The sequence below is a fragment of the Psychromonas sp. KJ10-5 genome (genome assembly GCF_055808325.1).
In genome coordinates this window covers 3,608,183-3,628,635 of sequence record NZ_CM147864.1, presented here as the reverse complement: position 1 = coordinate 3,628,635, position 20,453 = coordinate 3,608,183, and the positions used below count along the sequence as shown (strand labels likewise).

Genomic DNA, 20,453 nt, shown 5'->3' with positions numbered 1-20,453 from the left:
TAAAGCAATTAATACAGATGAATAAAAGGAAATATAACCTAAATACACTAACATGAGATAGATAGGTAAATATGGATAATAGTGAACTACAACCCATTTTTGACTTCATGCGCAAGTTAGCGCCCTTTGATACTTTGCAAGAACAAACCATTAAACAATGTTGTTCAACATTGACCATTGTTTACTACAGCAAAGCACAGAAATTAGTGCATGTAGATACCAATCAACCACAGCTTTATATTGTACGAACAGGAGCTTTTGAAGTTAGTACACAGCAAGGTGAATTAATTGACCGTATTGGTGAAGGGCAATTTTTTGGTTTCAGCGGCATGCTTTCTGGCGAGAAAGTAGTTAATCAAGTGCATATTTTAGAAGACGGTTTGGTTTATCACCTCCCCGCAAGTATGTTTGATCAATTGCGTGGTAGTTGCTATCAGTTTGATCGCTTTTTTAATCGTGCATTTGCAAAACGTTTACGCAATCAAAGCTCTCTAGATCGCAACGCGATTGACACTGCGCGTATCACTAACATTATGTCTAAAGAACTGACCACAATTGCCCCAGATGCAACTATTCATGAAGCAGCTATGCTAATGTCAAATAAACGAGTTTCTTCATTAATTGTTGTGGATCAGAAACAACTATGCGGTATTTTAACTGACCGTGATTTACGCAGCCGAGTATTGGCTAAGGGGTTAGGAGGTAATTTATCAGTAGCGTCAGCAATGACCCAAGATCCAACGACAATTGAAAGCAACTCATTAATATTTGAAGCAATGTTAAAGATGAGTGAAAACAATATCCATCACTTACCTGTAATGAGTCATAACAAACCTATTGCAATCATCACTAGTACAGATTTAATTAGAAGCCAAAGCTCTCAACCTTTACTCTTAATTGGACAAATACAACGCCAAGCCAACCTAGAATCATTAATTCAGGTGAGTCAAAAAATACCAGACTTATTATACAACTTGATCAGCAGTGATGCTAAAGCTAGTGAAATAGGACGTATATTAACATCGGTCACCGATGCCTTAACACGCCGATTAATTGCATTAAAACAGAAACAATTAGGACCAGAGCCAATGCGTTTTTGTTGGTTATCCTTTGGTTCGCAAGGCCGCCAAGATCAAATGGCAGGTTCAGACCAAGATAATGCACTAATATTAGAAAAAGAAACCACTGAACAAGAAGCCAAATATTTTAAACAGCTGTCAGAATATGTATGCTGCGCATTAAACGAATGTGGCTTTCCTTTTTGTCCCGGTAACATCATGGCACAAAACCCAGTATGGCAACTCACGCTACAACAATGGTTACAACAATTTTCTAAATGGATAAAAAGCCCAGACCCAACCGCGTTATTACATGCATCAATCTTCTTTGATATGCGCCCTATCTATGGTGAGATAAGTCTCTTCGATCAATTACAAACAAGCGTTTTAAAAGATACAAAAAATAATGATATTTTTATTGCTGCACTTAGTCAGAATGCCCTGCAATCAACACCACCATTAGGCTTCTTCCGTAGTTTTGTTATTGAGCGTGATGGTAGAGAAGTAAAAGGTATCGATCTTAAACATAAAGGCAATGCATTAATTAATGACATTATTAGAATATATGCACTCTCTGTAGGCATTGACGAGGTTAATACTAGTAAACGTATCGAAAGGCTTGTAACGCAGTCTGCAATTGATAAAGATATTGCAATGAACCTATTAGATGCCTGGGAGTTTATTGCACATAAACGTCTCACTAATCAAGGCCGCCAATTTAACCAAGCTCAAACAGTATCAAACTATATTTTACCCGATAGCCTCTCCTCTTTAGCAAGACACCAGCTAAAAGATGCATTTAAAGTGATTTATGAAGCCCAAAGTACTATAAAACTTAAATTCTTAAGGCAATTTTAATGTTTCAAAAATGGTGGTTAAACAATAAACTTAAGCGACTTATTAGTAATAATAAGTTAAACAAATCAACTCACCTACAAAGACATTATCAATACCTTTTCACACAATTAAACAAACCTGTTTCAGACATTAATTTTTTAGCATTAGATATTGAAATGACTGGATTAGATCATAAAAAAGATGAAATGGTCAGCATAGGTATTATTCCTATTATAAAAGGTCAAATACAACCTGGATATGCACAGTACAAGCTATTGAAAATTCAAGGAAGTGTTGGGCAAAGTGCAACGATTCATGGAGTACATGATAGAGACTTAACAACAGCTTTAGATACTTCAGAAGTAATAGAGTGGTTGTTACAACAATGCCAGGATAAAGTATTAGTCGCACACCATGCATTATTGGACATACAATTTATAGAGCACGCTCTGTTAAAACTAGGAATACCAGTCCATCAACTATTTGCGGTTGATACCTTACAGCTAGAAAAACAACGTATTTATCGAAAAAAACAATTCATAAAAAACGGAGAGTTAAGGTTAAATGCCTGCAGAGAACGTTACTACTTACCAATTTATTCAGCCCATAATGCATTAACTGATGCGCTTGCCTGTGCAGAACTGCTGCTAGCACAACTCAATAAAATGGGAGGGTTAGAGCATATTAAACTGCAGGATATTCTTAGAAAGTATTAAAAACACAATAAAAAAAGCCTGCTTAAAGCAGGCCTATTAAAAAAGTGAGTAAACACTAACCAGCCCATGAATCTCGTAAGGCAACGGTACGGTTAAAGACAAGATGCTCGGCACTTGAGTCTTTATTATCGGCACAGAAGTAACCTTCACGTTCAAACTGATAAGCAACTTCAGGTTGCGCTTCAACAAGACTATTTTCAACAAAGCCATGCTTAACAACTAATGATTCTGGATATAATACTGTATGGATATCTTCAGCTGCAGCAGGGTTTTCTACTGTAAATAGACGATCATAAATACGGAACTCTGCAGGATGGTTAGAAGCAGCACTTACCCAATGGATAACACCTTTTGGCTTACGTCCATCTTCAGGGTTTTTACCTAATGTAGTAGGGTCATATGAACAGATAATTTCTGTAATATTACCTTCCTCATCTTTAACCACTTCTTCTGCTTTGATCATATAAGCATTACGTAAACGAACTTCTTTGCCTAATACTAAGCGCTTGTATTTTTTATTAGCTTCTTCACGGAAATCCGCGGCATCAATATACAATTCACGAGAGAAAGGAATAGTTCGTGTTCCCATACTTTCATCTTTAGGATGAGCAGGTGCAATCAGTTGCTCTAACTTACCTTCTTCGTAGTTTGAGATAGTTACTTTAACGGGATCAATCACAGCCATAGCACGTGCACCGTTAGCTTCTAAGTTCTCACGTACACAAGCTTCCAAAGCAGCCAACTCTACCGTATTTTCTTGCTTGGTTACACCGATACGCTTAGCAAACTCTCGTAATGAAGCTGCAGGATAACCACGGCGACGCATACCAGAAATTGTTGGCATACGAGGGTCATCCCACCCGGTTACGATGTTTTCTTCAATTAGTGCGTTTAATTTACGTTTAGAAGTTAATGTGTACTGTAAGTTTAAACGTGAAAACTCAATCTGACGTGGTTTACATTCAATGCTGATATTAGCAAGTACCCAGTCGTACAATGGACGATGATCTTCAAACTCTAATGTACATAAACTGTGTGTAATGCCTTCGATAGCATCAGAAATACAATGGGTGAAATCGTACATTGGGTAGATACACCATTTGTCACCAGTTTGGTGATGGTGTGCAAAGCGAATACGGTAAATAACTGGGTCACGCATTTTCATATTTGGTGAAGCCATGTCGATTTTAGCACGTAACATCATCGTGCCTTCTTCAAACTCACCTGCTCTCATGCGATTAAACAGATCTAAACTTTCAGCGATAGGACGATCACGAAATGGGCTGTTTTTACCAGGAGAAGTCAACGTACCACGGTATTCACGAGTCTGCTCAGCGTTTAGCTCACAAACGTAGGCTTTATCATTTTCAATTAACTCTACTGCATAATCAAAAAGCTGTTCAAAATAGTTTGAAGAATAACGAACATCACCTTGCCATTCAAAACCTAACCAAGACACATCTTTTTCAATTGCGGCAACATAATCTGCATCTTCTTTAACAGGGTTAGTATCGTCAAAGCGAAGATTACAGGCAGCATTAGGGTAATCAGATGCTAAACCAAAGTTTAAACAGATCGATTTTGCATGACCAATATGTAAGTATCCATTGGGCTCAGGTGGAAAACGTGTATGAATTGTCTGATGTTTACCACTCTCAAGATCGTTTTCAATAATAGTGCGTATAAAATTACTTGGGCGTGTTTCCAATTCGGACATTTTAACCTCTAAAAGACATGATTCATAAAAACAACAATCATCGTATATTCTTGGCTTAACCTCAAGTTAAATAATAGAAAATGCCTACTATCACCGCGATATCCTGTGGTTATATCAACCCCAATAAATAAGGGCCTTATAATTATTTATTTTCGGGCCATTTCCAGAAACAAAAAAGGCACGCAAAGCGTGCCTCAACAAGACAAGTAATAACGTTAACTATTTTAATAATTTCATGCGATTAGCAATACTTTCTGCTTGAGGGCCAATAATAACTTGTAGGTTCTTTTCACCTAGCTTGACCACTCCCATCGCCCCTAACTTTTTCAAATTAGCATCTTCAATAATATTACGGTCTTTTAAAGTTAACCTTAGGCGAGTAATACAAGCGTCAATCACTTCGATATTTTTTATGCCGCCTAACGCCGCAATATAATCATTCGCTAATGCATCGCCATCTTTCGCTACACTTGATTTACTTTCTGCTGGTAGTTCTTCATCTGCTTCACGCCCCGGAGTTTTAAGATTTAACCATTTGATTAATCCTAAAAACACAAAATAATAGATAGCAAAGAAAGCCACACCTTGTACCAGTAGCATATACCACTGTTTAGCAAGTGGATTTTGCGAAGAAAGCACCATATCCACTAGACCAGCAGAGAAACCAAAGCCTGCAATCCATTCCATATTAGCGGCAATAAATACAGATATCCCAGTTAGTACTGCATGCACGACATACAATAATGGTGCAACAAACATAAAAGAGAACTCTAAAGGCTCAGTAACCCCAGTGAAGAAAGAAGCTAACGCAGCTGCTAACATGATAGAAGCCACTTTTTGTTTATGCTCACTACGTGCGGCAGTGTAAATAGCTAATGCAGCACCAGGTAAACCAAACATCATAATAGGGAAGAAACCAGCTTGATACATACCTACTGTCCCTAATGCCGTTTTCCCTTCAGCAGCAAACTGTATAATAGTTTCCTGACCAGCTAGGAAATTAGGAATATCATTAATACCCGCTACATCAAACCAAAACACTGAGTTTAATGCGTGATGTAAACCTACCGGGATAAGTAGTCGATTAAAGAAAGCGTAAATACCGGCACCAATATCCCCCATTCCAGAAATACTTTCACCGAAATGCTGTAAACCAGAAAAGATAATCGGCCAAATCGCCATTAAGATAAACGACACAATGATCATCACAACCGAGACCACAATCGGTACTAAACGACGACCAGAGAAAAACGCGAGCGCATTGTGTAATTCAACATCAGAAAATTTATTGTATAACTCAGCTGAAATGATACCAATAAGAATACCTACAAACTGATTTTCAATTTTCCCAAAGGCAGCATGTGCGACTTCACCAGTAATTTGCTCAACTGCGCCGGGCGACAGTAAAGTAGTGACCACTAACCAACCTACTAAACCAGATAAAGCAGCAGCACCGTCTTTGTCTTTAGACATGCCATAGGCAACACCAACAGCAAATAATAACGCCATGTTATCAATAACCGCAGCACCTGCTTTAATCAAGAAAGCAGCTAAGGGAGAATCGCCTCCCCAACCGTTAGGATCAATCCAATAACCAATCCCCATTAAAATAGCAGCCGCAGGTAATACCGCGACAGGCACCATTAACGCTCTTCCGACTTTTTGCATATATCCTAATATATTCACTGTAACGCTCCTTGATCACTCAACTTAATTCGCACTTATTATTATTTATTTTAATTACTAACAAATAACCTATAAAAATTTAAATATGTATCAAAAACAAGCTATGACTCTAAAGTTTTTCTAAATGGGCGCAAAGTATTTTGAAAGTTTATGTGACACAAATCACTTAAATTTACACTAGCATTATATTCAACAAGCTATTACAATCCACTTTATTCGCGATGAGAATTAATTGTTTTTAATATTTGGAGATTACCATGCGCTTAATCCCGCTTGAAAATGCATCACAGGTTGGACTTTGGTCTGCTCGATATATAGCTGATAAAATTAATCAGTTTCAACCAACACAGGATCGCCCTTTTGTTTTAGGCTTACCGACAGGCGGTACACCATTAACCACTTACAAACAATTGATTGCACTTTATCAAGCTGGAGAAGTAAGCTTTAAACATGTTGTCACTTTTAATATGGATGAATATGTTGGTTTACCGCGATCACATCCAGAAAGTTACTATAGCTTTATGTTTAATCACTTTTTTAACCATGTGGATATTCAAAAAGAAAACATTAATTTACTCGATGGGCAAGTAAACGACCTAAGTGAAGAATGCCAACGTTACGAACAGAAAATAAAAGCATACGGTAAGATTCATTTATTTATGGGTGGCATGGGAAATGATGGACATATTGCCTTCAATGAACCAGGTTCATCATTAGCTTCTCGCACTCGAGCAAAAACCTTAACAACTAATACGCGTTTAGCTAACTCCCGTTTTTTTGACAATGATATCAATCAAGTACCTAAAAAAGCATTAACCATAGGTGTTGCTACTTTATTAGATGCAGAAGAGATTTTAACGCTTGTCACTGGTCACGCTAAAGCGTTAGCATTGCATGCCGCCGTTGAAGGTCCTGTGAATCAACAATGGACAGTGAGTGCATTACAACTCCACCCTAAGGTAGTGGTTGTGTGTGACGCTGATGCCACCCTTGAACTCAAGGTTAAAACGCTTAATTATTTCACCGAAGTAGAAGCAGACAATTTAGGTAATCTATAACCTATTTTAAAGGAGAAGTTAAACATGTATGCATTGGTTAATGGCATTATTTATAGCCCTGAATCAGTTCTAACTGATCACGCAGTGATTATTGAAGGGCAATTAATTAACGCGATTGTACCTGTTGCAGACCTGCCATCATCATTAGCGAAAATAGATCTACAGGGACAACACTTGAGCCCTGGTTTTATCGATTTACAACTTAATGGTTGTGGCGGAGTGATGTTTAATGGCTCTGAAAGTGAGCAAACACTATCAATAATGCATTCTGCAAACCTTAAGTCTGGCACAACAAGCTTTCTACCAACGTTTATTACAGATAGTGACCAAGGCATCGAAAAAGCCATGGCTGCGACGCGTCAATATATGCAAACCACCAGCAATCAAGTATTAGGTTTACATCTAGAAGGTCCCTATATCAGCCATGAAAAAAAAGGGATCCACCCAGCTCAATGGATACGTCCTGCTGAAGCTGAAATGGTAGATCTAATTTGTAAAAATGCAGATATCGTAGCGCAGATTACTATCGCGCCAGAAAAAATGCCCCTTGAATTTATTAAACAATTGAGTGATGCCGGTATTGTTGTATCACTTGGTCACAGTAATGCGAATTACCAACAAGCAACTTTAGCGATTGAGCAAGGTGCTAGTTTTGCAACGCATCTATTTAATGCCATGTCTCCTATGACAGGAAGAGAACCAGGCATGGTTGGTGCTATTTACGATCACCAACTGTATGCGGGTATTATTGTTGATGGTTTCCATGTCGCTTACGAAAATATACGCATCTCCAAACGTTTGATGGGTGATAAACTTATCTTAGTGACCGATGCTACCGCACCAGCAGGCGCTGATATTGAACAGTTTGATTTTGTAGGTACAGAAGTGTATTACAAAGATGGTAAGTGTGTCGGTAAAGATGGTACTTTAGGTGGTTCAGCAGTCACTATGATCGAGTCCATTCAACAATGTGTTGAACATGTTGGTATTCCGTTAGATGAAGCCATTAGAATGGCTAGTTACTACCCTGCTAAAGCGATTGCAGTTGATCACAAGCTAGGCTCCATAACGGCCGGCAAGGTAGCTAATTTAACGATATTTGATCAACAATTTAATGTGACTGCCACCATTGTTAATGGATATCATCAACTTACAATTTAATGCATTGATATGTAAAGGAAGAGAATGAATGAATGTCGGGGATCAGGCAAACACACCAAACACTATCGTTAACCTTGATCAGGTAAAACAACTTAATAGTGCAACTATTTATAAAGTTATCGAACAGTATGCCCCTATTTCTCGTGTAAAAATAGCTAAAGTAAGTAGTCTGGCTCCTGCCAGTGTGACTAAAATAACCCGCCAGTTAATGGAAAACGGTTTAATCTCTGAAGTCGATTTACAAGCATCAACCGGAGGCCGACGTGCTATCTCTCTCGCTCCCAATGCCCACAACATTAATGTTATTGCAATCAAACTAGGAAAAAGCCTGTTATCTATTGCACATTATAAGTTATCTGGAGAAAAACTCCTGAGTAAACAAATCAATGTGCCAACGGTATCTGATAGCGCGGCTTTGATAGATTTTTTCATTTCTGAAATCGCTAAGTTTATAACTCAACCGACCTTAATCAATGAAAAAATATCAGCTATTTCTATGACCATCTCTGGTTTAGTTAACCCTAAAACAGGGGTTGTTATTTACCATTCAACTTCCCCGTTGCAAAACACTCCTTTAGTTAAAGAGATAGAACAGGCCTTTAATATCCCAACCTTTATTGGCAACCATACGCGTTGCTTAGCATTGGCAGAACATTACTTTGGTGCCACTCGACAGTGTCAGGACTCTATCTTAGTTAGCGTCCATCATGGTGTTGGTTCAGGTGTCATCATGGAAGGAAAAGTACTGTTAGGTAAAAGTTGTAATATTGGAGAGATTGGCCATATTCAAATCAATTCTCTAGGTAAACAATGTCATTGCGGCAATATTGGGTGTTTAGAAACAGAAGTAAGTGATAATGCCATCTTTGACAAAGTTAAAACAGCGATTGCGGCAGGTAGCCCTTCTTCGCTCAGTACTTCCGATTTTACTATTGACGATATCTACTTAGCAGCAGCGAATAAAGATCCTTTATGCCAGGCAATAGTGCAACAAGCTGCCACCTATTTAGGCAAGAGTATTGCTATCTTAGTGAATCTATTAAGTCCGGAAAAGATTGTGATCACAGGTAAGATTATTTTATCCGGCAACTTAGTGTTCGATACAATTAAACAATGTACTGATACTCAAACCCTACCTGATTTTCACCATCAACTATCAGTGATTCCCACTGAATTAACAGCAGACCTAACACTCGCGGCTTTTGCTTTAACCAAACAAGCCATTTATGAAGGCGATCTACTACAACGAATTAAAGTTTAAGGCTTTAAAACAAAAAAACCTGAACAATAATGCTCAGGTTTTTAAATGGTCGTTTTTTTTGAGCGAACTACTGCTCGACAAATACCAGTTGCCCATCTTTCACATCCACTAAAATAGGATGGCTAGTACTTAACTCACCGGATAAAATTTTCTGTGCTAAAGCATTTTCTAGTAGCTGCTGTATTGCACGTTTTAATGGTCGAGCACCATAAGCTGGGTCATAACCCGCTTCTACTAATAACTCAATAGACGCATCATTAAACATCAACTGGTACCCTTTTGCTTTCAAACGAGTTTGTAACGTATGAAGCTGAATCGTCGCAATCGATTTAATGTGTTTTTCACTTAATGGGTGGAATACCACTGTTTCATCGATACGATTTAAGAACTCAGGTTTAAAATGATTTCCTAAAATAGTTAATAACTGATTCTTAACATCATCATAAGCGGCTCGCGGAAACGCATTTTGTATCACTTCTGAGCCAATATTCGAGGTCATAATAATCACAGTATTACGGAAATCAACAGTACGTCCTTGACCATCAGTCAAACGTCCATCATCTAATACTTGTAACAAAATATTAAACACATCTGGATGCGCTTTCTCTATTTCGTCCAATAAAATGACAGAATAAGGTTTACGTCTTACTGCTTCGGTTAAATACCCACCTTCGTCATACCCCACATAACCAGGAGGTGCGCCTACTAAGCGAGATACCGCATGTTTCTCCATAAACTCTGACATATCGATACGCACCATATTATCAACACTATCAAAGAGGAAACTTGCTAATGCTTTACAAGACTCAGTTTTACCTACCCCCGTTGGACCTAAGAATAAAAATGAGCCTATCGGGCGATTTGGATCACTTAGTCCAGCACGGCTTCGGCGAATAGCATTAGAAACAGCTTCAATCGCTTCATTTTGTCCAACCACTTGCGAATGTAAGTGTTTTTCCATTTTTAATAATTTATCACGCTCACCTTCGAGCATTTTAGACACAGGGATCCCAGTCCAATGCGCTAAGATATCGGCAATTTCATTCTCAGTCACAGAATGTTTTAGCAGTGTCATTTCTTGCATTTCAGCTTGAGAAGCAAGATCTAACTGCTTTTCTAAATCAGGAATACGACCATATTGCAATTCAGACATACGCGTTAAATCCGCAGCACGACTGGCGACCTCAAGGTCTAAACGAGCTTGTTCTAGGGCTTGTTTAATATTTTGAGTACCCGATAAGGCGGCTTTTTCAGTTTTCCATACTTCATCGAGTTCTTTATATTCTTTGCCTTTGCTTTTAAGAGTTTGGTCTAAATCACTTAAACGTTGCAAACTTGCTTCATCTGTCGCATTTTGTAATGACTTTTGCTCCACGGTTAATTGAATTATTTTACGGCCTAATTTATCTAAATTCTCCGGCTTAGAATCCATTTGTAAACGGATACTAGATGCAGCTTCATCAATTAAATCAATAGCTTTATCAGGTAATTGGCGGTCCGAAATATAACGATGTGACAAAGTCGCCGCCGCAACAATTGCCGGATCTGTTATTTGCACCTTATGATGTAGCTCATAACGCTCTTTCAAACCACGTAGAATAGCGATGGTATCTTCGACAGTAGGTTCATCAACTTGTACTTTCTGAAAACGACGCTCTAATGCCGCATCTTTCTCAATATACTGACGATATTCATCTAAGGTTGTTGCGCCTACACAATGTAATTCACCTCGGGCTAAAGCTGGTTTCAACATGTTACTAGCATCCATTGCGCCATCGCCTTTACCTGCGCCGACCATGGTATGTAACTCATCAATGAATAGGATCACTTGCCCTTCTTCTTTAGCGAGTTCAGCTAATACACCTTTTAGGCGCTCTTCAAACTCACCTCGATATTTAGCCCCTGCAATTAGCGACCCCATATCCAATGATAGAACGCGTTTATTTTTTAAACCTTCAGGTACTTCACCATTAATAATTCGTTGGGCAAGCCCCTCTACAATTGCGGTTTTACCTACACCTGGTTCACCAATGATCACTGGATTATTTTTAGTACGACGTTGTAATACCTGCACCATACGGCGCACTTCATCATCACGACCAATCACAGGATCTAGTTTACCTGCTGCGGCGCGTTCAGTAAGGTCGATAGTATATTTATCTAATACTTTTTCAGGGCCATCGATATCATCGACATGCTGACCTTGACGAATTTTCTTTAAAGACTCTTCGACTTTTTGCTTCGTCAGACCTAACTCATTGAGTACTTTTCCTAATTCACCTTTATCTTCGCACACTGCCACTAAAAACAGTTCAGAAGAGATGAATTTATCTTTTGCTTTTTGAGCATATTTATCGCACAGGTTGAAGGTAATACCCAGCTGACTTGATAGCTGCACATCCCCACCGATGCCAGATACTTTAGGTAATTTATCGAGCATAGTTGATAGTTGTGAGCGCAGTAGATTTATATTAATTTCAAGATCAGACAAGATACCGCGGATTGCTCCACCGTCTTGATTTAACATGGCTAACAGAACATGCGTGGCCTCAATATATTGATGGTCACGACCTAGTGCAATAGACTGAGCATCAGCTAATGCTAATTGAAATTTACTGGTTAATTTATCTAAACGCATCTTAATTCTCCCAACAAAGATTACTCTTTATAAATGGGTATAAAGATTATAAATTCAAGGTCGTTCCAATTATATTAAATAAGTAATGCAAATTTTGCGGAGGAAAGAGGATTTCATTCACGGCGTAATGTGAGTTAACCAGTTGTTATATTTATGAAAATAACAACAATAAGATAAGTTATTTTAACCAGAAAAATAGATCAATTAATTAGCATGATTGGTATAAATTAAAAATAAATTGTGCGATTAACAAGCGCCAATTGCCTCTTATTTAATCAGCACAACGTTAATCAAGGAAAGAAAAGGCGTTAGGGTTAACCTAAATAGATAAATGTTGCTAAGCGCCCTGTTTGACCATCTCGGCGGTAGGAATAAAATAAACTTGAGTCACTGTAAGTGCATAATGGCGTGGCGCTAATATTAATGCCAGCAAAAGAGGTTAAACGCAGTCTTGCTAAAGCGTGTAAATCAGCAAACCATTTGCTAGGAGAGCCTGCAATGAAAGCGTGTGCAGCTAATGGATTATGTTCCACAAATAAGCAACGCACTTCATCACCAACCTCAAAAGCATCAGGACCAATACAAGGACCTAACCACACGAGTAATTGTTGAGTAGGTATTTCCAGTTCTTTACAAATATCAGTGATGCTATTTTCGATGATGCCGTCATATAAACCACGCCAGCCTGCATGTATTGCAGCAACGAAGGAGCCTTGTTTATCAGTGACTAATACAGGCAAACAGTCCGCAGTCATCACCACACATGTGCGTTGTGGTGAGGTTGTCCAACTCGCATCAGCGTCAATACCTTGCTCAGTTGAAGGGAATACCTTTATTAATCTATTACTGTGGGTTTGATTCAACCAACAAAAGTCGCCAGCACCCTGTGCTTGCTCACTCAGTAATCGGCGGTTAGTCATAACCGCTTGTGGATCATCTTGTACATGTAAACCTAAGTTCAACCCCGTGTACTGTTGCTCACTCACTCCACCTAAACGAGTGGTAGAGTAAGCATGTACATGAGCAGGAGCATCCCAATTAGGTTTAATTAATTGCATAGCAGGACTTAATAGTCTTGAGTTTGATTTTCATGTGCAATGGCATCAGCACGTAACGCAGCAGCTAACACTTTAAAATCTTCTGGTGGTTCTGCATGCCACTCCATCTCTTCACCTGTAATAGGGTGATCTAAACGAAGCATAGTTGCGTGTAGCGCTTGACGTCTAAAGCCACGTAGTGCATTACTTAACTCTTCTGAAGCACCTTTTGGTGGACGAGGTCGGCCTCCGTAGACAGGATCACCTGCTAACACATGGCTAATAGACATCATGTGTACACGGATTTGGTGAGTACGGCCTGTTTCTAAGCGTAAACGTAAGCGCGTATGAGCACGGTATTTTTCTGAAATACGATAGTGCGTGATCGCTTCTTTACCGGCAGTATGATTGACAGCCATTTTAGTACGATGTACTTTATCTCGACCAATCGGTGCATCTACTTTACCACCAGCCGTAAAACAACCTGTTGCAATAGCATCATATTCACGCGTCATTTGGCGTGCTTGTAAACTAGTAACTAAATGCGTTTGAGCAGGTACGGTTTTAGCAACCACCATTAATCCCGATGTTTCTTTATCTAGACGATGCACAATACCGGCGCGTGGTACTTCAGCAATACTTGGATAATGATATAACAGTGCATTTAACAATGTACCACTCGCATTACCTGCACCAGGGTGAACAACTAACCCAGCTGGTTTGTTTATCACTAGAATATCTTCATCTTCATAAACAATGTCGATTTCAATTTTTTGCGCAACAAAAGTAACTTCATCTTTTAATTCTGCATTAACGTCTATGACTTGCCCTGTAAATACTTTTTCACGAGGAGTGGATGAGACCGCGCCATCGATTTTTACCAAACCGGCTAAAATCCACTCTTTGATACGAGAGCGTGAATAGTCAGGAAAAAGTGCTGCAACCGCTTGGTCTAATCGAAGTCCTAACTGTTCATCTGTTACTTCTGCAGTTAGGTGTATTGCTTGGCTCATAATGTTCTCTTCTTATAATATTGCGCTGTAATAATGTATTTTTTAAAAAGTATATCGTTTAACAACCTAATCTTGTCACATTTTGTCTTTTTTTACTTTTATTTCGTTCAACGATAGCTGATACTGTTACTTTTTAATATTGGCCAACATTATAACACTTATGAATAAAATCCTTAGACTAATAACGACCAGTTTTTTTATTGCCATTTTTATTTCGGGCTGTTCATCGAAAAAAAATACTAAACCCAAAGTAGCTGATAAACCGCCAGTGGCATTATATCAAGATGCATCTAATGCATTGGAATCAGCTAACTTTGAAAAAGCAGCTGAAATTTTAGAAGCCCTAGATAGCCGCTACCCATTTGGGCCTCACTCAGAGCAAGTACAATTAGATCTTATTTATGCTTACTATAAACAAGGTGACATGGCGCTTGCACTGGCAAACATAGACAAATTTATCCGTTTAAACCCAACCCATAAAGATTTGGATTATGTATATTACATGCGTGGTTTAACCAATCTAACCGTTGATGAACAATTTTTCCAAAACCTATTTGGTGTCGATCGTTTCAACCGAGATCAAAGTTACTCACAACGTGCTTTTAAAGATTTTAATCGTATTTTAAAAAGCTACCCAGATAGTGAATACGCTAAAGATGCACGTCAACGTATGGTTTACTTAAAAGACCGTGTAGCAAGATATGAAGTGGCTGTTGCTGAATGGTACATCAAACGTGAAGCTTATATTGCTGCCATCAATCGAAGTAAAATAGTACTTAATAACTATCCTGATACAGAATCAGTAAAAGATGCGTTAGAGATTATGATAGAAGCTTACGAAGAGTTAGGTTTAGAAGAGCCGAAGAAAAATGCATTGGCTATTTTAGCGTTAAATTACCCTGATAATAAGATAGTAAAACGCGGTGGAAGCCTGAAACTATTTGACTGGTAATATCCTTCGTTAGTATATAAATAAAAAGGAGAACATAGTTCTCCTTTTTTGATCCGTTCACTAAATATTTAAAACAATTACATTATAAAAATGTATTTATAATGATCTAATTGCGATAAAAATTAAACAGCTTCACCATCTTCTTCACCAGTACGAATACGAATAACGCGCTCTACTGAAGTTACAAAGATTTTACCGTCACCAATCTTACCTGTTTGAGCTGTTTTCATTATCGCTTCAATACAACGCTCGACATACTCTTTCTTTACCACCAACTCGATTTTTACTTTTGGTAGAAAGTCGACCATATACTCAGCCCCACGATATAGTTCAGTGTGGCCTTTTTGACGACCAAAGCCTTTTACTTCTGATACTGTCATACCTGTAATATCGATGTCTGCTAGTGCTTCACGTACATCATCCATTTTAAATGGCTTAATAATCGCTTCAATTTTTTTCATAATAAACTCTTAAGGTTAATTTCAACACTATCACTCAGGATAGTTTGTCATTTTAAATGCAATATCTAAGGGAAATTAACAAGCATACTACACTATTCATAATTCAATAAAAAACAAACTTTCTAAGAGTGAGGGTTAAATACGTAGAAAATGTGATCTATTTTGAAATGAATTATACAAGCTGTTTTTGGGGAGCCTTTTCAGGCATTAATAATAATATAAGCCATATTATTAGAACATAATAGTTACTTGATAATCTTGAAAACTACTTACTTATCCAAAATAATAATGATTAAAAAAGGGGGGACAAATTTTTCAATTTGTCCCCCCTTTTTAATGGTTCGCTAAGAAAACCATGATTTAATACAGCTGGCGCCAGCTTATTGGTCCAGTAATATTTAAATCATCATCAAAACAAGTTTGTTCGTTAGTACTTAAGGTAATACATGTTAACCCCTCTGCACTTTCAAACACTGTTATCTCCTCAGTAGTTCCATCTTCATTAGTGATGGTTTCAGTTGAAGTTGTCACTGAAGCAACTGAAGTTAAACCTGTTGCTACACCATCAATATAAGTATTTGAACTATCTTCAGGAATCTCTTCAGATTCATCTACTGTTGTAGATGGATCATCTTCAACTTCAGTCCCTGTATCCCATGTTTGTCCGGTATAAAGATTTAATTCCATATACCAACCACTACCACCCGCAACACAAGGGTCAGTCCCTGGTATTAGCGTTACAAAACTGACCTTGGTACCTAAGATAGTACTAGCAACCACTTGGCGTTCACCATAGTTATTAGTATTACCATCCTCAGTATTCACTAAATCAATATAGAAACCACTAATATTATCCCAATCTAATGAATTGCTAGACAACAGACGGTTAGTACTACTTTCTTTAGTAATTGATTGTTTCTGTAAATTGCTAAAGCCAGAAGCTGAACGTGATGCAGTGACCACGGTACTACCTAGTTTATCCTCGACCACATAAAAACTTTGTGTAGCCTGATCATCAGTGGACGTATCGTCTGATTCAACATATTTCCCTGTACCAAAGGCAACTAATACACCTTCACCATCAGGATGACGAACAACAGATGGACGACTAGTAATAGGCTGAGACATATATTCAACACCATCTAATGTTGGACTGACAGCAGTGAATAAAGGAGCGCCGTTAGTTTTCTTAATTCCCCAGTCGGATGTATCTGAACTTGAAATATCAAATACCCACATATTACCGAATAAGTCACCTGAATAAATATAATCAGCAATACCATCACTGTCATTATCAACCAATAAGGGCTGTGCTAGTGCATTTGGTCTACCTTCGCCCGTTGGGTCAGTTTGAGCGCCAACAGTTAATTTTTTAATTAAACTACCATCAGACAAATCTGCAATATAAATGGCGCCATCATCATCTGAAGAGTTATAACCATTGGCAAAAACAACACTTGCAGTACCATTTGCTAATTCAACAATAGTTGGCTCAGAAATACTTAGTCCCAACCCTTCAAAACCATCAGTATCAGTGGTAATTTCCCACTTCATCATATCCGTTGAAGGGGTACCGATGTCAGAAACATCAATTGCGTAAAGTCCTTTATAACCAAGCCCTAAACGACCTACTAAGGTAGTTCTTGCAACGGATGTTGATACACCATCGATATCAATATCAATCATATCATTATCATCAGAGTAGGCATTAATGCCACCGTCTACTGAATATTCATGAATGTAAGCAGAATCAACAATATTACCAAGAGCGTCATACACACCACTTGGAATATAAGCGACTAACTCCTCTCCATCATCAGCATCAACAATATGTACCATGCCGTCATTGGCTGCAAAGGCAACAACCTCTGTCCCAACAGTATGACCTTTCGAAGTTGAAACATAATAAGGGCTAGAATTAATAACATCCCCCATAATGCTACTGCGCTCTCTAAAGCCATCTAACGTAGTTGTCACTTCGTTATCTCGCTCACCGCGAATATAATTAACGACATTGGTTAGGTAAGCGAGTTTCTCTGTAGTCGAGCCTGTTGTATCACCCAATAGGCTAAGTAATTGGCTATCGGTAAAGACGCTGGTTAATGAACTAAGATCTGCCGATATGATACTTGTCAGTAAATTATCTAATACTGATTCGCTGATCGCATCGGTACTAAACTCAAATACATTACCTTGGCCACCTAAATATAACGCTTCATTACTGCGTGTATAAATTAGACGGTCATCAGGAGACATTGCATCCAATTGCGTTGCTGCACTCCAAGTCGCACTACTTGTATAGTCTCCAACAGAATTCACTTTATAAGCATTAACATCACCATTCCATGTTTCTTCTTCAAAAGATGATTGGTAAGCCAATGAGCCACTAGTTAATAAATTAGAAGAGAAAGTAACCGATGATCCCGTCAATACTCCGTCATAAGCTAAATCAAATGCAGCGGCTAATTGATCTTTTAACTCACCAGCATTAGTTACGGGGAAGTAGTTATCCGGATCACCATCAGCACCACCATCATCTGCACCACTTGTATCCCATTCACTATCAAGGTTAGGGGTTCCATCGCCATCTGCGTCATTAAAGCCGCCCCATTTTGCAGCATACCAAAGTGGTGAAGGTAAGAATTCAGCAGCATGATCATCACTAGGGAAGAAGTTACGAGTCGCTTGTAAACCTAATTCAGTCTCACTTCCGCTCTCTTTACGACTCTCAAATACTGTACTATCAGGCGTATCTAGATAATATTCAATATCTGCACCACTTACATCTTTAACTTCTAAGTACATACCATCATTAGTGGTACCAGAAATAATATAACCAGCATGTTGATCAACACCACCAGCGGCATAAGTTGAGTCTAAGGATATTTGTACACCTTTACCTGTTTCTACACATTGATTACCGCTGTACTCTTTACAAAGTCCATCTAACACTTCATATGAATATTTTACAATCATATCCATATCATGATCGGCCCCTTGTTCAACATCTTCATAGTTGATACGGAACACGCCGGTTGTATCGGTTATCGATTCAATATACCAGTCAACAATAGTATTCGTTGGTTGAAAATCGCCCTCATCATCAGATATGTTATTCCCCCAACCGACCGATTTTGCGAAAGGCACTATTTTAATAATCTCACCATCAACATCCACTTCAATCTCAGGTAAAGTAGAAGCTAATGCAACAACCATAGTGGTTACTTTTTGATCTTCGTCTTTAGTTAGATGAATATCATTATTATGGCCATAATAAGCGACAGCTGCAGAACTATAACTACCTTTTTTAGTTGGTTCTGCCGGAGCAAGACCACGAACAGAGCCTAAACCAGAAATGTCTTTTGCAGTAGGTGCCCCATCGTTGTCTGAGCCTGATTGCCCAATGAAAAATTGCCCAGACGTTTTTCCTTCTGAATTTGAAATTGTAGACAATAATGAAGTAACACTGAAACCTGGTAATGTAGTGCCATCGTATGTTTCATCATTATTACTTGAACTCGTAAATTGACTGTATGCACCAGGAAGCTGGTCAGAGTCATAGGATGGATTAATGTCACTAATCAATAACACATTTGGATTTGCACACGTACCACGGCCATCATAAGGGTCATCCCAATCAGGACTGGTTAAACCAACTTCTTCATCATAACCACCTGATGTCGAATAGCTTGGGCTTGCAGATTCCGCACCTGAGAAGTAACGCATCGCTTCGTAAAGCATTTCACCAGCAGGGTTTCCCCACGAAGCACACTGTCCGTCTGAAATAGCACCATCAACGACCCATCCACAATTTGTAGCATAAGTTTTATTACTATATTTAAAACCATGTACTCTTAATTTATCAATGGTTGCCACAATACCATCTTCAGTAGAAGTGTATTGCCCAGTTTCATCATCTACTTCTGCAGAAAATTCACTAATTGCTTGACGCAATACACCACCAGAAAGGTTCTTATTATAACTACCAGTTAGTAAACCAAATAGCATTTGGTCACTTTCTCCGTAATCGTGTAATAGCCCAGTTGGTTTATAATACCCGCTCGGATACAAATCACAATTAGTGCCCTCTGTAAAACCATCAACACATGCTTCTACTCTAACAACATAATCATCGCCACTTGCATTAAGAACAGGTCGCTCAGTTGATGCCCAACTCCAGACTCCCCAGTCATCGCTAGAATAGCTAACATTTTCACGCACACGTAAGATAGGGTCTTCGCCTAAACCAGTGTAAGTCACTGTACCGAAGAAATGCTGCTTACCTGAGTTGGGGATAGAATAAGGTGTATAATCTGATATATCATAACCATCCACTGCTACTGATGTATAAGATTTTGCCCAACTATGTGCATCTTGAGGAATAAATACACGTTCTAATACAGTTGTATCTTCGTCATCCGTACTACGCGTTCCGCCGTAAAGTACTTTACGTAACACATCCATACGCGTCATAGTTAAATAATTAAGAAAGTTACCACTCCAATGATCATTATTTGAGCAAACTGTTTCAATTACTTTAGGTTTAAATCTGGATTTTCCGCTTCTGTATTTATAACAAGCCGTAGAATCAAAATAACCTTCATAGGTATAATCTGGCTTAAAGGTAGTATCAAGCTCTCCATCACCATCAAGGTCAGACGCATCATTATAAGCCTCATAAAATAAGGTATGGTCTCGCCCCATAGTAAGCATCATCATGGGTGCTTCTGAAGTTCCTGTATAAAGTGGTTTAGTGGCAAGGTCAAGATCTGCCGCATTGACAGTTATTGACAGTAAGCAACCTGTTGTTAATGACACTGTCCTTAGTAATTTTTTTCCCACAATAATATCCCTATTC

13 protein-coding genes are annotated in these 20,453 nt (G+C 38.5%); 6 read left to right on the top strand and 7 right to left on the bottom strand.

All coding sequences use genetic code 11. The features are described from left to right. Positions 1 to 71: 71 nt before the first annotated feature. On the top strand, positions 72 to 1,916 hold the full coding sequence (locus tag AC0L3W_RS15950; RefSeq protein WP_409440066.1) for a DUF294 nucleotidyltransferase-like domain-containing protein: 1,845 nt from the start codon (positions 72 to 74) through the stop codon (positions 1,914 to 1,916). Beyond that, positions 1,916 to 2,611, top strand: coding sequence for an exonuclease domain-containing protein (locus AC0L3W_RS15945; RefSeq protein ID WP_290038877.1), 696 nt, complete (start codon positions 1,916 to 1,918; stop codon positions 2,609 to 2,611). Before AC0L3W_RS15950 ends, AC0L3W_RS15945 begins: the two co-directional genes overlap by 1 nt. Positions 2,612 to 2,666: 55 nt before the next feature. On the opposite strand, the gene glnS is transcribed toward AC0L3W_RS15945, so the two are convergent. Further along, positions 2,667 to 4,328, bottom strand: coding sequence for a glutamine--tRNA ligase (glnS, locus tag AC0L3W_RS15940; RefSeq protein WP_290038876.1), 1,662 nt, complete (start codon positions 4,326 to 4,328; stop codon positions 2,667 to 2,669). Between the two features lie 219 nt (positions 4,329 to 4,547). Next, complete coding sequence (gene nagE, locus AC0L3W_RS15935; RefSeq protein WP_290038875.1) at positions 4,548 to 6,014, bottom strand: N-acetylglucosamine-specific PTS transporter subunit IIBC; 1,467 nt, start codon at positions 6,012 to 6,014, stop codon at positions 4,548 to 4,550. A gap of 257 nt (positions 6,015 to 6,271) precedes the next feature. On the opposite strand from nagE, the gene nagB reads away from it, so the two are divergent. Genes nagB through AC0L3W_RS15920 form a run of 3 tightly spaced genes read left to right on the top strand, consistent with a single transcriptional unit; the run spans position 6,272 to position 9,494 of the window. Then, positions 6,272 to 7,072, top strand: coding sequence for a glucosamine-6-phosphate deaminase (nagB, locus tag AC0L3W_RS15930; protein ID WP_409440067.1), 801 nt, complete (start codon positions 6,272 to 6,274; stop codon positions 7,070 to 7,072). 24 nt (positions 7,073 to 7,096) lie between these two features. Then, entirely contained in the window at positions 7,097 to 8,233 is a 1,137-nt protein-coding gene (gene nagA / locus AC0L3W_RS15925; protein ID WP_409440068.1) for an N-acetylglucosamine-6-phosphate deacetylase, read from the top strand. A gap of 28 nt (positions 8,234 to 8,261) precedes the next feature. Further along, positions 8,262 to 9,494: an ROK family protein gene (locus AC0L3W_RS15920; protein WP_409440069.1), complete on the top strand. Its 1,233-nt coding sequence runs from the start codon at positions 8,262 to 8,264 to the stop codon at positions 9,492 to 9,494. 67 nt (positions 9,495 to 9,561) lie between these two features. Here the strand turns inward: AC0L3W_RS15920 and clpB are convergent, their stop codons facing one another. The 3 genes from clpB to rluD form a co-directional block, all read right to left on the bottom strand. After that, positions 9,562 to 12,132: an ATP-dependent chaperone ClpB gene (gene clpB, locus AC0L3W_RS15915; protein WP_290038871.1), complete on the bottom strand. Its 2,571-nt coding sequence runs from the start codon at positions 12,130 to 12,132 to the stop codon at positions 9,562 to 9,564. 314 nt (positions 12,133 to 12,446) lie between these two features. Then, positions 12,447 to 13,190, bottom strand: a complete 744-nt coding sequence (gene pgeF, locus AC0L3W_RS15910; protein ID WP_409440070.1) for a peptidoglycan editing factor PgeF — start codon at positions 13,188 to 13,190, stop codon at positions 12,447 to 12,449. A gap of 8 nt (positions 13,191 to 13,198) precedes the next feature. After that, complete coding sequence (gene rluD / locus AC0L3W_RS15905; protein WP_290038869.1) at positions 13,199 to 14,182, bottom strand: 23S rRNA pseudouridine(1911/1915/1917) synthase RluD; 984 nt, start codon at positions 14,180 to 14,182, stop codon at positions 13,199 to 13,201. Between the two features lie 160 nt (positions 14,183 to 14,342). Here rluD and AC0L3W_RS15900 point away from each other — a divergent pair, with 160 nt between their 5' ends. Next, positions 14,343 to 15,134, top strand: a complete 792-nt coding sequence (locus AC0L3W_RS15900) for an outer membrane protein assembly factor BamD (RefSeq protein ID WP_290038868.1) — start codon at positions 14,343 to 14,345, stop codon at positions 15,132 to 15,134. 122 nt (positions 15,135 to 15,256) lie between these two features. Here the strand turns inward: AC0L3W_RS15900 and glnB are convergent, their stop codons facing one another. Continuing rightward, positions 15,257 to 15,595 carry a nitrogen regulatory protein P-II gene (glnB, locus tag AC0L3W_RS15895; RefSeq protein ID WP_113819966.1) on the bottom strand — a complete coding sequence of 113 codons (339 nt, stop codon included), beginning with the start codon at positions 15,593 to 15,595 and terminating at the stop codon, positions 15,257 to 15,259. 360 nt (positions 15,596 to 15,955) lie between these two features. Beyond that, positions 15,956 to 20,437: a pilus assembly protein gene (locus AC0L3W_RS15890; protein WP_409440071.1), complete on the bottom strand. Its 4,482-nt coding sequence runs from the start codon at positions 20,435 to 20,437 to the stop codon at positions 15,956 to 15,958. Between the last annotated feature and the right edge of the window lie 16 nt (positions 20,438 to 20,453).

What these genes read in the sequence shown, in the direction of transcription:
- AC0L3W_RS15950 (WP_409440066.1), top strand. Translation starts at nt 72, where the DNA reads ATGGATAATAGTGAACTACAACCCATTTTTGACTTCATGCGCAAGTTA.
- clpB (WP_290038871.1), bottom strand. Translation starts at nt 12,132, where the DNA reads ATGCGTTTAGATAAATTAACCAGTAAATTTCAATTAGCATTAGCTGAT.
- AC0L3W_RS15920 (WP_409440069.1), top strand. Translation starts at nt 8,262, where the DNA reads ATGAATGTCGGGGATCAGGCAAACACACCAAACACTATCGTTAACCTT.
- glnB (WP_113819966.1), bottom strand. Translation starts at nt 15,595, where the DNA reads ATGAAAAAAATTGAAGCGATTATTAAGCCATTTAAAATGGATGATGTA.
- glnS (WP_290038876.1), bottom strand. Translation starts at nt 4,328, where the DNA reads ATGTCCGAATTGGAAACACGCCCAAGTAATTTTATACGCACTATTATT.
- pgeF (WP_409440070.1), bottom strand. Translation starts at nt 13,190, where the DNA reads ATGCAATTAATTAAACCTAATTGGGATGCTCCTGCTCATGTACATGCT.
- AC0L3W_RS15945 (WP_290038877.1), top strand. Translation starts at nt 1,916, where the DNA reads ATGTTTCAAAAATGGTGGTTAAACAATAAACTTAAGCGACTTATTAGT.
- AC0L3W_RS15900 (WP_290038868.1), top strand. Translation starts at nt 14,343, where the DNA reads ATGAATAAAATCCTTAGACTAATAACGACCAGTTTTTTTATTGCCATT.
- nagB (WP_409440067.1), top strand. Translation starts at nt 6,272, where the DNA reads ATGCGCTTAATCCCGCTTGAAAATGCATCACAGGTTGGACTTTGGTCT.
- nagA (WP_409440068.1), top strand. Translation starts at nt 7,097, where the DNA reads ATGTATGCATTGGTTAATGGCATTATTTATAGCCCTGAATCAGTTCTA.
- rluD (WP_290038869.1), bottom strand. Translation starts at nt 14,182, where the DNA reads ATGAGCCAAGCAATACACCTAACTGCAGAAGTAACAGATGAACAGTTA.